The organism is Pseudomonas sp. NPDC077186 (assembly GCF_044543505.1).
In the GTDB taxonomy this organism is placed as follows: domain Bacteria; phylum Pseudomonadota; class Gammaproteobacteria; order Pseudomonadales; family Pseudomonadaceae; genus Aquipseudomonas.
Genome location: NZ_JBITWE010000001.1, coordinates 165,173 through 178,625, shown reverse-complemented (window position 1 = coordinate 178,625; position 13,453 = coordinate 165,173). Strand labels below are relative to the sequence as shown.

Genomic DNA, 13,453 nt, shown 5'->3' with positions numbered 1-13,453 from the left:
GTGCAATGAAGGGGCCCGGCTGGGCCCCTTCGCTTTTCTGGCCGCAGTGCTTGTTTTTTGCCGGGCCTACCCCCATCTTAAAAGCCAAGGGTAATCCCATCTGTTTACGGCCTTATGGCCGCCGCTGAGCCGAAATCATGAAGACAACCATCGAATTGCCTCTCCTGCCATTGCGCGATGTTGTGGTCTATCCGCACATGGTGATCCCGCTTTTTGTCGGGCGCGAGAAATCTATCGAAGCCCTGGAGGCAGCGATGACGGGCGACAAGCAGATTCTTCTGGTCGCCCAGAAGAATCCTGCCGTCGATGATCCGGATGATCAGGATCTGTATCGGGTCGGTACCGTCGCCACCGTGCTGCAGCTGCTCAAGCTGCCCGACGGCACCGTCAAGGTGCTGGTCGAGGGCGAGCAGCGCGGAGCCATCGAGCGCTTCATCGAGGTCGATGGCCACTGCCGTGCCGAGGTGCAGCTGATCGAGGAGGGCGACACCGCCGAGCGCGAGTCCGAGGTGTTCACCCGCAGCCTGCTGAGCCAGTTCGAGCAGTACGTGCAGCTGGGCAAGAAGGTGCCGGCCGAGGTGTTGTCCTCGCTCAACGGCATCGACGAGCCGAGCCGGCTGGTCGACACCATGGCCGCGCATATGGCGCTGAAGATCGAGCAGAAGCAGGAGATCCTCGAAATCACCTCGCTGTCGGCGCGTGTCGAGCATGTGCTGGCGCTGCTGGATGCCGAGATCGACCTGCTGCAGGTGGAAAAGCGTATTCGCGGTCGGGTCAAGAAGCAGATGGAGCGCAGCCAGCGCGAGTACTACCTGAATGAGCAGATGAAGGCCATTCAGAAGGAGCTGGGCGACATCGACGAAGGCCATAGCGAGCTCGATGAGCTGCGCAAGCGCATCGACAACGCCGGTCTGTCCAAGGAGGCGCTGACCAAGGCCAATGCCGAGCTGAACAAGCTCAAACAGATGTCGCCGATGTCTGCCGAAGCCACCGTGGTGCGTACCTACATCGATTGGCTGGTCAACGTGCCGTGGAAGGCCGAGAGTAAGGTGCGCCTCGATCTGGTGCGCGCCGAGAGCATTCTCGATGCCGACCACTACGGTCTGGAGGAGGTCAAGGAGCGCATCCTCGAGTACCTCGCCGTGCAGAAACGAGTGAAGAAGCTCAAGGGGCCGGTGCTCTGTCTGGTCGGCCCGCCCGGTGTGGGCAAGACCTCGCTGGCCGAATCCATCGCCACCGCGACCAACCGCAAGTTCGTGCGCATGGCCTTGGGCGGCGTACGCGACGAGGCCGAAATCCGCGGTCACCGCCGTACCTACATCGGCTCGATGCCCGGCCGCCTGATCCAGAAGATGACCAAGGTCGGCGTGCGCAACCCGCTGTTCCTGCTCGACGAGATCGACAAGATGGGCCAGGACATGCGCGGCGACCCCGCCTCGGCGTTGCTCGAGGTGCTCGATCCGGAGCAGAACCACAACTTCAACGATCACTATCTGGAGGTCGATTACGACCTGTCCGATGTGATGTTCCTCTGCACCGCCAATTCGATGAACATTCCCGGCCCGCTGCTGGACCGCATGGAAGTCATCCGCCTGCCGGGCTACACCGAGGACGAGAAGGTCAATATCGCCATCAAGTACCTGGCGCCGAAGCAGACCCAGGCCAACGGCCTGAAGAAGGGCGAGCTGGCGTTCGACGAGGGCGCCATCCGCGACATCATCCGCTACTACACCCGCGAGGCCGGGGTGCGCGGCCTGGAGCGGCAGATCGCCAAGGTCTGCCGCAAGGCGGTGAAGGAACACGTGCGCGAGAAGCGCTTCCAGGTGCAGGTCACGGCCGAGTCGCTGGAGCATTTTCTCGGCGTGCGCAAGTACCGCTACGGTCTGGCCGAGCAGCAGGATCAGATCGGCCAGGTCACCGGCCTGGCCTGGACCCAGGTGGGCGGCGAGTTGCTGACCATCGAAACCGCCGTGGTGCCGGGCAAGGGCGTGCTGATCAAGACCGGCTCGCTCGGCGACGTCATGGCCGAGTCTATGACCGCTGCCATGACCGTGGTGCGCAGTCGCGCCAAGAGCCTGGGGATCGCCGCCGATTTCAACGAGAAACGCGACGTTCACATCCATATGCCGGAAGGCGCCACGCCCAAGGACGGCCCCAGCGCGGGTATCGGCCTGTGCACCGCGCTGGTGTCGGCACTGACCCAGATTCCGGTGCGCGCCGACGTAGCCATGACCGGCGAGATCACCCTGCGTGGTCAGGTGTTGGCCATCGGCGGGCTCAAGGAAAAACTTTTGGCGGCTCATCGGGGCGGGATCAAGACGGTGATCATTCCGGAAGAAAACGTGCGCGACCTGCGGGAAATTCCGGAAAATATTAAGCAAGACCTGCAGATTAAACCGGTTAAATGGATTGACGAGGTCCTGCAAATTGCGCTGCAATACGCCCCGGAGCCCTTGCCCGATGCGGCTCCGGAGATGGTTGCAACGGATGACAAACGCGAGTCTGATTCCAAGGAGCGAATCAGCACGCATTAGCCGGGGGGCTTCCTTGACACATTTTTTGAGCCCTTGTTATAAAGCGGCTCTTATTGTGTCGGCAGGCCATCCAGCACCCGCTTTGCTTACACTAAAAATCAAGAAACAAACTCAACAGAAATAAGGGGACTTAGAGTGAACAAGTCGGAACTGATCGATGCCATCGCTGCATCTGCTGATATCCCGAAAGCTGTTGCTGGCCGCGCGCTGGATGCAGTGATTGAATCCGTCACTGGCGCTCTGAAGGCTGGCGATTCCGTTGTACTGGTTGGTTTCGGTACCTTCGCTGTCAAAGAGCGCGCTGCTCGCACTGGTCGCAACCCGCAGACCGGCAAGCCGATCAGCATCGCTGCTGCCAAGATCCCGGGCTTCAAAGCCGGTAAAGCGCTGAAAGACGCCGTCAACTAAGCGTCTTCCGGGGCTTTGCCCCGCCGCTGCGCACAGGTTGCGCAGCGGTCGCGAAGCGCCAAGGTCGGCTCAGCCCGCATCAGCCGCTTCGCACGTTACGAGAAGGCGCATCCTCGGATGCGCCTTTCTTCTATCCGGACATTACCCACACTGCGCGGCCGGTCATTTTTTACGGACGTTCTGGGGGAAGCATGCTGCAAAATATCAGGGACAATTCAAAGGGTTGGATTGCCAAAACCATCATCGGCCTCATCGTCCTGCTGATGGCCTTTACCGGCTTCGAGGCGATTCTCACCGGCACCAGCAACAGCCAGAATGCTGCCGCGGTCAACGGTGACGAGGTCACGCTCAACGAGCTGGGCCAGGCCGTGGAAATGCAGCGTCGTCAGCTGCTGCAACAACTGGGGCGCGATTTCGATGCCTCGCTGCTCGACGAGCGACTGCTGCGCGAGTCCGCCCTCAAGGGCTTGATCGACCGCAAGCTGCTGCTGCAGGGCGCCGGCGATGCCGATTTCGCCTTCTCCCAGGCGGCGCTGGATCAGGTCATTCTGCAAACCCCCGAATTCCAGGTCGATGGCCGTTTCGATGCCGCGCGCTTCGATCAGGTGATCCGCCAGATGGGCTACGGCCGCCTGCAGTTCCGCCAGATGCTGGAAGAGGAAATGCTCATCGGTCAGCTGCGCGCCGGCCTCGGTGCCAGCAGCTTCGTCACCGAGCAGCAAGCCCGTGCGTTCGCCAGCCTGGAGCGGCAGACCCGCGACTTCGCCAGTCTGGCGATCAAGGCCGACCCGGCGACGGTCGAGCTGGGCGATGGCGACGTGCAGGCCTATTACGACGAACACGCCAGCGAGTTCATGAGCCCCGAGCAGGTGGTGCTGGAGTACGTCGAGCTGCACAAGGACAGCTTCTTCGATCAGGTCGAGGTCAGCGACGAAGAGCTGCAGCCGCTGTATCAGAGCGAAATCGCCAACCTGGCCGAGCAGCGCCAGGCGGCGCATATCCTCATCGAGGGCGACGACGAGGCGGCGCGTACCAAGCTCGAGGAGCTCAAGGCGCGTATCGACGCCGGCGAGGACTTCGCCGCGCTGGCCAAGGAGTTCTCCCAGGATCCGGGCTCCGCTGCCGATGGCGGTGATCTGGGTTACGCCGGCCCCGGCGTCTACGACCCGTCTTTCGAGGAGGCGCTCTACGCCCTGCAGGCAGGCCAGGTGTCCGCGCCGGTAAAGAGCGAGTTCGGCTGGCATCTGATCAAGCTGCTCGGCGTGCAGGCACCCGAGGTGCCGAGTTTCGCCAGCCTGAAGGACAAGCTGGCGCGCGACTACAAGGCGCAGCAGGTCGAGCAGCGCTTCGTCGAGGCCACCAAGCTGCTGGAAGACGCGGCGTTCGAAGCGTCCGATCTGGCGCAGCCGGCGCAGGAGCTGGACCTGGAGGTCAAGGTCAGCGAGGCGGTCGGTCGTGAAGGCGGCGCCACTGGCGTCACCGCCAACCGCCAGGTGCTGCAGGCTGCGTTCAGCCCGGAAGTGCTGGAGGACGGCAACAACAGCTCCACCATCGAACTGGATCCGAGCACTGTCGTGGTGGTACGGGTGAAGGAGCACAAGAAGCCCAAGCAGCTGCCGCTGGAGCAGGTCGCAGGCAGCATTCGCAGCCACCTGCTGCAGGAGCGCGCCGCGGCCGCAGCCAAGGCCGAAGGCGAGAAGCTGCTGGCGGCGGTACAGACCGGCGACGCTAGCAGCGACAGCTGGCAGGTGCAGGAAGCGGCGACGCGCAGCCAGGAGGGCGTCGAGCCCAAGGTGCTGCAGGCGCTGTTCCGCATGCCCAAGCCGGCTGCCGCAGGCACGCCGACCTATGCCGGGGTGACGTTGAGCAACGGCGACTACGTGCTGCTGCGTCTGGACGGGGTGAATGTGCCGGAGCAGGCGCTGAGCGCAGAAGAGCTGGGCATGTACCGCAACTTCCTGGCCTCGCGCGCCGGTCAGCAGGACTTCGCCGCCTACCGCAAGCAGCTCGAAGCCAAGGCCGATATCGAGCGTTTCTAAGCCTTTCCGGGCGCCTCGTTCGAGGCGCTCTTCAGGCAATAAAAAACCCGCACGGCGTGCGGGTTTTTATTGCCTAAGCGGCGTCTCGAGTTGTTCCCGGCAATCTTCTATTGCCGGGAACTAGTCCCTCAGTCTTCCATGGCGCCCATGGCAGTGGTGTTGAAGCCGCCGTCGACGTACATGATCTCGCCGCTGATGCCCGAGGCCAGGTCGGAGCAGAGGAATGCGCCGGCATTGCCGACTTCCTCGATGGTCACGTTGCGGCGCAGCGGGGTCTGCTTCTCGTTGGCGGCCAGCATCTTGCGGAAGCTGGCGATGCCGCTGGCGGCCAGGGTACGGATCGGGCCGGCGGAGATGGCGTTGACGCGGGTACCTTCCGGGCCGAGGCTGCCGGCCAGGTAGCGGACGCCGGCTTCCAGGCTGGCCTTGGCCATGCCCATGACGTTGTAGTTGGGCATGGTGCGCTCGGCACCCAGGTAGGAGAGGGTCAGCAGGCTGCCGTTGCGGCCCTTCATCATCTCGCGGCCGGCCTTGGCCAGGGCGACGAAGCTGTAGGCGCTGATGTCGTGGGCGATCTTGAAGCCTTCACGGGTGGTCACTTCGGTGAAGTCGCCATTGAGTTGGTCGCCCGGGGCGAAGCCGACGGAGTGGACGATGCAGTCCAGGCCATCCCACTTCTTGCTCAGCGCTTCGAATACCGCGGCGATCTCCTCGTCGCTGGCCACATCGCAGGGGAAGCACAGGTCGGCGCTGGAGCCCCAGCCGGCGGCGAACTCCTCGACGCGGCCCTTGAGCTTCTCGTTCTGGTAGGTGAAAGCCAGCTCGGCACCTTCGCGGTGCATGGCGGCGGCGATACCCGAGGCGATGGACAGTTTGCTGGCAACGCCAACGATGAGTACGCGCTTACCGGTTAGAAAACCCATTGTGCTATTCCTCTTCCTGTTTCAAGGATCAGTGAGCCGTTGCCGGGGCCATGAAAGCGGCTTCCAGCAACTGCTGCGTATAAGGGTGTTGCGGTGCGCCGAAGATCGTCTCGGCAGACCCCTGTTCCACTACCTGGCCCTGCTTGACCACCATCAACTGGTGGCTCAGCGCTCTGACTACCGCCAGGTCATGGCTGATAAACAGATAGGTCAGGTTGTACTTGGCCTGCAAGCCGCGCAACAACTCCACCACCTGGCGCTGCACCGTGCGGTCGAGCGCCGAGGTGGGCTCGTCCAGCAGGATCAGCGCCGGTTTCAACACCAGTGCCCGGGCAATGGCAATCCGCTGCCGTTGCCCGCCGGAAAACTCGTGGGGGTAGCGGTGCCGCGTCTGCGGATCCAGCCCTACCTCCAAAAGTGCGTCGATGATCGCCTGTTCCTGCTCCGCCTCGTTGCCCATGCGGTGAATGCGCAGGCCCTCGCCGACGATCTGGCCCACAGACATGCGCGGGCTGAGACTGCCGAAGGGGTCCTGAAACACCACCTGCATCTGCCGTCGCAACGGGCGTACTTCATGCTGGCTCAGGCCCTGCAACTGCTGGCCCTGGAAGCGGATATCGCCGCGGCTGGCGAGCAGCCGCAGGATCGCCATGCCCAGGGTGGACTTGCCGGAACCGCTTTCGCCCACGATGCCCAGGGTCTGGCCCCGGGGCAGGCTGAAGTTGATGCCGTCCACCGCCTTGACATGATCGACCGTCCTGCGCAGCAGGCCCTTCTTGATCGGGAACCACACGCGCAGGTCGTCCACCTCCAGCAGCGGCTGGCCCACGGGGTTGGCCGCGGGCTCGCCGCTAGGTTCGGCGCCGAGCAGTTCCTTGGTATAGGGATGCTGCGGCGCCTGGAACAAGTTTTCACACGACGCCTGTTCGACGATGCGACCTTGCTGCATGACACATACGCGATGGGCAATTCTGCGCACCAGGTTGAGATCGTGGCTAATCAGCAGCAGCGACATGCCCAGGCGCGCCTGCAGATCCTTGAGTAGTTCTAGGATTTTCAGCTGCACGGTGACGTCCAGCGCGGTGGTCGGTTCGTCGGCGATCAGTAGCTGTGGTTCGTTGGCCAGGGCCATGGCGATCATCACCCGCTGGCGCTGGCCGCCGGAGAGTTCGTGCGGGTAGGCCTTCAGGCGTTTCTTCGGCTCGGGGATGCCGACCAGCTCCAGCAGTTCCAGGGTGCGGGCGCTGGCGGCCTTGCCGCGCAGGCCCTTGTGCAGGGCGAGCACCTCGTTGATCTGCTTTTCGATGCTGTGCAGCGGGTTGAGCGAGGTCATTGGCTCCTGGAAAACCATGGCGATGCGATTGCCGCGGATGCCGCGCAGACGGCCCTCGCCGAGCTTGAGCAGGTCCTCGCCGGCGTACTCGATGCTGCCGGCCGGATGGCGCGCCAGCGGGTAGGGCAGCAGGCGCAGGATGGAGTGGGCGGTGACCGACTTGCCCGAGCCGCTCTCGCCGACCAGGGCCAGGGTCTCGCCCTTGCGGATGTCGAAGCTGACGCCCTCGACCACGCGCTGGCACTGCTCGCCCATGACGAACTCGACGGCCAGGTCGCGAACTTGCAGCAGGGTTTCGTTCTGGCTCATGTCATTTCCTCGGGTCGAAGGCATCGCGGGCGGCTTCGCCGATGAACACCAGCAGGCTCAGCATGATCGCCAGTACGGCGAAGGCGCTGATACCCAGCCAGGGCGCCTGCAGGTTGCTCTTGCCCTGGGCGACCAGTTCGCCGAGCGATGGCGCGCCGGGCGGCAGGCCGAAGCCGAGGAAGTCCAGCGCGGTCAGGGTGCCGATGGCGCCGGTGAGGATGAAGGGCATGAAGGTCATGGTCGAGACCATGGCATTGGGCAGGATATGGCGGAACATGATCGCGCCGTTGCCCATGCCCAGCGCCCGCGCCGCACGCACGTACTCGAGGTTGCGGCCGCGCAGGAATTCGGCGCGTACCACGTCCACCAGGCTCATCCAGGAGAACAGCAGCATGATGCCCAGCAGCCACCAGAAGTTCGGCTGCACGAAGCTGGCGAGGATGATCAGCAGGTAGAGCACCGGCAGGCCCGACCAGATTTCCAGAAAGCGCTGACCGAGCAGGTCGACCCAGCCGCCATAGAAGCCTTGCAGCGCGCCGGCGATCACGCCGATCACCGAGCTGGCCAGGGTCAGGGTCAGGGCGAACAGCACCGAGATGCGAAAGCCGTAGATCACCCGTGCCAGCACGTCGCGGCCCTGATCGTCGGTGCCCAGCCAGTTCTGCGCCGAAGGCGGCGCCGGAGCCGGCACTTCCAGGTCATAGTTGATGCTCGAATAGCTGAAGGGAATCGGCGGCCAGATCATCCAGCCATCCTTTTCCGCGATCAGGTCCTGGATATAGGGGCTCTTGTAGTTGGCTTGCAGCGGGAATTCACCGCCGAACACCGTTTCCGGGTAGCGCTTGAGCACCGGGAAGTACCACTGCCCGTCGTAACGCACGGCCAGCGGTTTGTCGTTGGCGATCAGTTCGGCGCCGAGGCTCAGGCCGAACAGGGTGAGAAACAGCCACAGCGACCACCAGCCGCGCTTGTGCGCCTTGAAGCGCTCGAAACGCCGTTGATTGAGCGGGGAAAGCTTCATGTTCAGCCCTCCCGGCTTTCGAAGTCGATGCGCGGATCGACCAGGGTGTAGGTGATGTCACCGATCAATTTCACGACCAGTCCCAGCAAGGTGAAGATGAACAGGGTGCCGAACACCACCGGGTAGTCGCGGTTGATCGCCGCCTCGAAACTCATCAGGCCGAGGCCGTCGAGGGAGAAGATCACTTCGATCAGCAAGGAGCCGGTGAAGAAGATACCGATGAAGGCGGCGGGGAAGCCGGCGATGATCAGCAGCATGGCGTTGCGGAACACATGACCGTAGAGCACGCGGTGGTTGGTCAGGCCCTTGGCGCGAGCGGTGATCACGTACTGTTTGTTGATCTCGTCGAGGAAGCTGTTCTTGGTCAGCAGGGTCAGGGTGGCGAAGTTGCCGATCACCAGGGCGGTGACCGGCAGCACCAGGTGCCACAGGTAGTCGAGAATCTTGCCGCCGAGGCTGAGCTGCTCGAAGTTGTTCGAGGTCAGGCCGCGCAGCGGGAACCAGTCGAAGTAGCTGCCGCCGGCGAACAGCACGATCAGCAGGATGGCGAAGAGGAAGGCCGGGATGGCGTAACCGACGATGATCGCCGAGCTGGTCCAGACGTCGAAGGCGCTGCCGTGGCGGGTGGCCTTGGCAATCCCCAGGGGGATGGAGACCAGGTACATGATCAGGGTGCTCCACAGCCCCAGGGAAATCGACACCGGCATCTTCTCGACGATCAGGTCGATGACCTTGGCGTCGCGGAAGAAGCTCTCGCCGAAATCCAGTCGCGCGTAGTTTGTCAGCATGATCCAGAAGCGTTCCGGTGCCGACTTGTCGAAGCCATACATCTTCTCGATCTCGGCGATCAGCTGCGGGTCGAGGCCCTGGGCGCCGCGATAGTTGGAGCCGGCCACCGAAACCTCGGCGCCGCCGCCGCCGATGCGCCCGGTGGCGCCGCCGGCGGCCGCATCGAAGCCCTCCAGTTTGGCGATCATCTGTTCGACCGGGCCGCCGGGCGCGGCCTGGATGATGACGAAGTTGATCACCAGGATGCCAAACAGGGTGGGAATGATCAGCAACAGGCGGCGAATGATATAGGCCAGCATCTTATTGCTCCGCCTCGCCGTGCTCTGGCGTTTGCTCGGCTTGCTCCAGGCCCGGGCGTACCCACCAGGTGTGCAGGCCGATGTCGTACAGCGGCGTCACCTTGGGGTGTTCGAAGCGGTTCCAGTAGGCCACGCGCCAGGTCTTGATGTGCCAGTTGGGGATCACGTAGTGGCCCCACAGCAGCACGCGGTCGAGGGCGCGGGTGTGGGCGATCAGGCTCTGCCGCGAGTCGGCGTTGATCAGCCCTTCGACCAGTTGGTCGATGGCCGGGTCCTTGAGACCGATGAAGTTGCGGCTGCCGGGATTGTCGGCGCTGGAGGAATGCCAGTACTCGCGCTGCTCGTTGCCTGGCGAGTTGGACTGGCCGAAGCCGCCGACGATCATGTCGAAGTCGCGCGAGCGCAGGCGATTGACATACTGCGACACGTCGACCCGGCGGATCACCAGCTCCATGCCGAGATCGGCCAGGTTGCGCTTGAACGGCAGCAGGACGCGCTCGAACTCGGTCTGCGCCAGGAGGAACTCGAAGCTTACCGGCTGACCGCCGGCATCCAGCATGCGATCGCCGTCGATGCGCCAGCCGGCCTGTTGCAGCAACTGATAGGCACGGCGCTGATGCTCGCGGATGATGCCGCTGCCGTCGGTGGCCGGCACGCGGTATTCCTCGCTGAACACCTCGGCCGGAATCTGGCCGCGCAGCGGTTCGAGAATGGCCAGCTCGCCCTCGCCCGGCAGGCCGCTGGAGCCCAGTTCGGAGTTGTCGAAGTAGCTGCGGGTGCGGGTGTAGGCGCCGTTGAACAGGCGCTTGTTGGCCCATTCGAAGTCGAACAGCAGGCCGAGCGCCTCGCGCACGCGGCGATCCTGGAACTGCGCGCGGCGGGTGTTGAAGATGAAGCCTTGCATGCCGGTGGGGTTGCGGTTCTGGATCTCTTCCTTGATCAGCTGGCCGTTGGCCACCGCCGGCACGTCGTAGGCGGTGGCCCAGTTCTTCGCGCTGGTCTCCAGCCAGTAGTCGAACTGGCCGGCCTTGAGCGCCTCCAGGGCCACGGTGTTGTCGCGGTAGTAGTCGATCTGAATGGCGTCGAAGTTGTAGAAGCCGCGGCTCACCGGCAGATCCTTGGCCCACCAGTCCGCCACCCGCTCGTAGCGGATGCTGCGCCCGGCCTGCACCCGGGCGACCTTATACGGACCGCTGCCGAGCGGCACCTCCAGGTTGCCCTTGCTGAAGTCACGCTCTGCCCACCAGTGCTTGGGCAGTACCGGCAGCTGGCCGACGATCAGCGGCAACTCGCGGTTGCCGGGGTGCTTGAAGACGAAGCGCACACGCTGTGGCGACTCCACCTCGACCCGCTCGACGTCGGCGTAATAGCCGCGGTACATGGGCGCGCCTTTCTCCATCAGGGTATCGAAGGTGAACTTGACGTCCTCGGCGGTCATCGGCGTGCCATCGTGAAAGCGCGCCTGCTTGCGCAAATGGAAGCGTACCCAGGCGTTGTCGGGGGCCTTTTCGATCTTCTCGGCCACCAGGCCGTAGGCGCTGAATGGCTCGTCCTGGCTCTGTACGGTGAGGGTGTCGTAGATCAGGCCGATATCGTCGGCGGCAACGCCCCTGTTGATAAAGGGATTAAGGCTGTCGAAGCCGCCGAAGCCGGCCTGGCGGAAGGTGCCGCCTTTCGGTGCATCGGGGTTGGCGTAGTCGAAGTGCTGGAAGTCGGCCGGATACTTGGGCGCCTCGTCGTAGAGGGTGGCCGCGTGCTTGGGGGCGGCGAGGGCGAGGCCGGCCAGGCCGAGCAGGATGAGGCTGCTACCGTGAAGCAGGAAACTGCGCAGCGGGTGGGTCATCGAGCGTTCTCCGTGGACTTCAGCCACCAGGTGCGCAGGCCCAGTGTGTAGGGCGGCGTGGTGACGAAGGCGAACCGGTTGCGGTACGCCAGGCGGTGATAATTGATGTACCAGTTGGGGATGCTGTAGTGCTGCCAAAGCAAGACCCGGTCCAGCGCGCGGGTGGCGGCGATCTGCTCGTCGCGGGTCTGTGCCGAGAGCAGCTTGTCGATCATCGCGTCGACCACCGGGTGGGCGACGCCGGCGTAGTTCTTGCTGCCCTTGATGTCGACCTGGCTGGAGTGGAAGTACAGCCACTGCTCCAGGCCGGGGCTCAAGGTTTGCGGCAGGGTCAGCAGGATCATGTCGTAGTCGAACTGGTCGAGGCGCTGTTTGTACTGGGCGCGGTCGACGGTGCGCAGGTTGGCGCGAATGCCGATGCTGGCCAGATTGGCGACGTAGGGCTGGAGGATGCGTTCGAGGCTGGGGTTGACCAGCATGATCTCGAACTCGAAGCGTTCGCCGCGAGCATTGCGCAGCTCCTGGCCGACGGGCTTCCAGCCGGCGTCGGCCAATAGACCGAGGGCGCGGCGCAAGGTTTCCCGCGGGATGCCGCGGCCGTCGGTAACCGGTTGTTTCGGCGCTTCGGTGAACAGCCGCGCCGGTAGCTTGTCGCGGTGCGGCGACAGCAGCAGCCACTCGGCGCCCTCGGGCTTGCCGCTGGCGGAGAACTCGCTGTTGGGGTAGTAGCTGCTGGCACGCACGTAGGAGTTGTTGAACAGGGTGCGGTTGGTCCATTCGAAGTCGAACATCAGCCCCAGTGCCTCGCGCACCTTGCGCTCGCCGAACAGGCCGCGGCGGGTGTTCATGAACAGTGCCTGGGTCTGGGTAGGGATCTGGTGGGCGATCTCGGCGCGGATCACCTCGCCGCGTTCGACCGCGGGAAAGCGGTAGCCGTTGGCCCAGTTCTTCGCCTGGTTCTCGATATAGAAGTCGAATTCGCCGGCCTTGAAGGCTTCGAAGGCCACGTGGTTGTCGCGGTAGAACTCCACCTCGACGCGGTCGAAGTTGTACTTGCCGCGATTGACCGGCAGGTCCTTGCCCCACCAGTCCTTGACCCGCTGGAACACCAGGCGCCGCCCCGGCACCACCTGAGCGATGCGGTAGGGGCCGCTGCCCAGCGGCGGCTCGAAGGTGGTGGCCTTGAAGTCGCGGTCCTTCCAGTAGTGCTGCGGCAGCACCGGCAGTTCGCCCAGGCGCAGGATCAGCAGGGGGTTGCCGGCGCGCTTGAAGACGAAGCGGATGCGCTGGCGATTGAGGATGTCGACCCGCTTCACCTCCTGCAGGTGGGTGCGGTACTGCGGATGGCCGTCGCTGCGCAGCAGGCGATAGGAGAAGGCCACATCGAAGGCGGTGATCGGCTTGCCGTCGTGAAAGCGTGCCTCGGGACGCAGGTTGAACACCACCCAGCTGCGGTCCTCGCTGTACTCGACGCTGGCGGCGATCAGCCCGTAGCTGGAGGCCGGCTCGTCGCCCGACGGGTCGTAGGCGCCGGTGCCGACCATCAGCGGCTCGTTGAGCTCGTTGACCCCGTACTGCAGGAAATGCGCGGTGGAGATCGGGCTGCTGCCCTTGAAGGTGTAGGGATTGAGCGTGTCGAAGGTGCCCGAAGCCATGATCCGCAGGGTGCCGCCCTTGGGCGCCTCGGGGTTGACCCAGTCGAAATGGCTGAAGCTGGCGGGGTATTTGAGCGTCCCGAACTGGGCGTAGCCGTGGCTCTCGCTGATGGTCGCAGAGACGGGAAAGCTCAAGGCCAGGCTGAGGAACAGCGGGAGGAGGGGACGCATCGGGCGTGAAATCCGATCCATGGCGGCTTTTGGGCTTCTGTGGCGGTACAGTAACAGCTTGTATCGGCAGGAAAAAGACCGCTGTGCCAGGCAAGCACTGACGGCACTTTGGCATACACTTGGGAAAAC

Annotated in this window: 9 protein-coding genes; 3 read left to right on the top strand and 6 right to left on the bottom strand. The window is 63.9% G+C overall.

Annotation, left to right across the window (positions count from 1 at the left end; genetic code table 11):
* The first annotated feature begins 137 nt into the window (after positions 1-137).
* The 3 genes from lon to ACIGKL_RS00810 all read left to right on the top strand — a co-directional run bounded on the left by lon (position 138) and on the right by ACIGKL_RS00810 (position 4,981).
* The gene (lon, locus tag ACIGKL_RS00820) at positions 138-2,534 is read left to right on the top strand and encodes an endopeptidase La (protein WP_397484845.1); all 2,397 of its coding nucleotides are present in this window, start codon (positions 138-140) and stop codon (positions 2,532-2,534) included.
* A 135-nt stretch (positions 2,535-2,669) separates the two neighbouring features.
* A complete protein-coding gene (hupB, locus tag ACIGKL_RS00815) occupies positions 2,670-2,942 on the top strand; it encodes a nucleoid-associated protein HU-beta (RefSeq protein WP_003239952.1) in 273 nt (90 codons plus the stop codon).
* Between the two features lie 191 nt (positions 2,943-3,133).
* On the top strand, positions 3,134-4,981 hold the full coding sequence (locus tag ACIGKL_RS00810; RefSeq protein WP_397484844.1) for a SurA N-terminal domain-containing protein: 1,848 nt from the start codon (positions 3,134-3,136) through the stop codon (positions 4,979-4,981).
* Between the two features lie 128 nt (positions 4,982-5,109).
* Here the strand turns inward: ACIGKL_RS00810 and fabI are convergent, their stop codons facing one another.
* The 6 genes from fabI to ACIGKL_RS00780 are packed head-to-tail and all read right to left on the bottom strand — an operon-like array spanning position 5,110 to position 13,324.
* Positions 5,110-5,904 carry an enoyl-ACP reductase FabI gene (gene fabI / locus ACIGKL_RS00805; RefSeq protein ID WP_024308006.1) on the bottom strand — a complete coding sequence of 265 codons (795 nt, stop codon included), beginning with the start codon at positions 5,902-5,904 and terminating at the stop codon, positions 5,110-5,112.
* A 28-nt stretch (positions 5,905-5,932) separates the two neighbouring features.
* Positions 5,933-7,546: an ABC transporter ATP-binding protein gene (locus ACIGKL_RS00800; protein ID WP_397484843.1), complete on the bottom strand. Its 1,614-nt coding sequence runs from the start codon at positions 7,544-7,546 to the stop codon at positions 5,933-5,935.
* Between the two features lies 1 nt (position 7,547).
* A complete protein-coding gene (locus ACIGKL_RS00795; protein ID WP_397484842.1) occupies positions 7,548-8,567 on the bottom strand; it encodes an ABC transporter permease in 1,020 nt (339 codons plus the stop codon).
* Positions 8,568-8,569: 2 nt separating this feature from the next.
* Complete coding sequence (locus ACIGKL_RS00790; protein WP_397484841.1) at positions 8,570-9,655, bottom strand: microcin C ABC transporter permease YejB; 1,086 nt, start codon at positions 9,653-9,655, stop codon at positions 8,570-8,572.
* A gap of 1 nt (position 9,656) precedes the next feature.
* Complete coding sequence (locus ACIGKL_RS00785; protein ID WP_397484840.1) at positions 9,657-11,498, bottom strand: extracellular solute-binding protein; 1,842 nt, start codon at positions 11,496-11,498, stop codon at positions 9,657-9,659.
* Positions 11,495-13,324: an extracellular solute-binding protein gene (locus ACIGKL_RS00780; protein WP_397484839.1), complete on the bottom strand. Its 1,830-nt coding sequence runs from the start codon at positions 13,322-13,324 to the stop codon at positions 11,495-11,497. The genes ACIGKL_RS00785 and ACIGKL_RS00780 overlap by 4 nt, the downstream gene beginning before the upstream one ends.
* Positions 13,325-13,453 lie beyond the last annotated feature (129 nt).

Excerpts from the sequence above, each read along its gene's own strand:
- ACIGKL_RS00795 (WP_397484842.1), bottom strand. The coding sequence starts at position 8,567 with ATGAAGCTTTCCCCGCTCAATCAACGGCGTTTCGAGCGCTTCAAGGCG.
- fabI (WP_024308006.1), bottom strand. The coding sequence starts at position 5,904 with ATGGGTTTTCTAACCGGTAAGCGCGTACTCATCGTTGGCGTTGCCAGC.
- ACIGKL_RS00780 (WP_397484839.1), bottom strand. The coding sequence starts at position 13,324 with ATGCGTCCCCTCCTCCCGCTGTTCCTCAGCCTGGCCTTGAGCTTTCCC.
- lon (WP_397484845.1), top strand. The coding sequence starts at position 138 with ATGAAGACAACCATCGAATTGCCTCTCCTGCCATTGCGCGATGTTGTG.
- ACIGKL_RS00790 (WP_397484841.1), bottom strand. The coding sequence starts at position 9,655 with ATGCTGGCCTATATCATTCGCCGCCTGTTGCTGATCATTCCCACCCTG.
- ACIGKL_RS00785 (WP_397484840.1), bottom strand. The coding sequence starts at position 11,498 with ATGACCCACCCGCTGCGCAGTTTCCTGCTTCACGGTAGCAGCCTCATC.
- ACIGKL_RS00800 (WP_397484843.1), bottom strand. The coding sequence starts at position 7,546 with ATGAGCCAGAACGAAACCCTGCTGCAAGTTCGCGACCTGGCCGTCGAG.
- ACIGKL_RS00810 (WP_397484844.1), top strand. The coding sequence starts at position 3,134 with ATGCTGCAAAATATCAGGGACAATTCAAAGGGTTGGATTGCCAAAACC.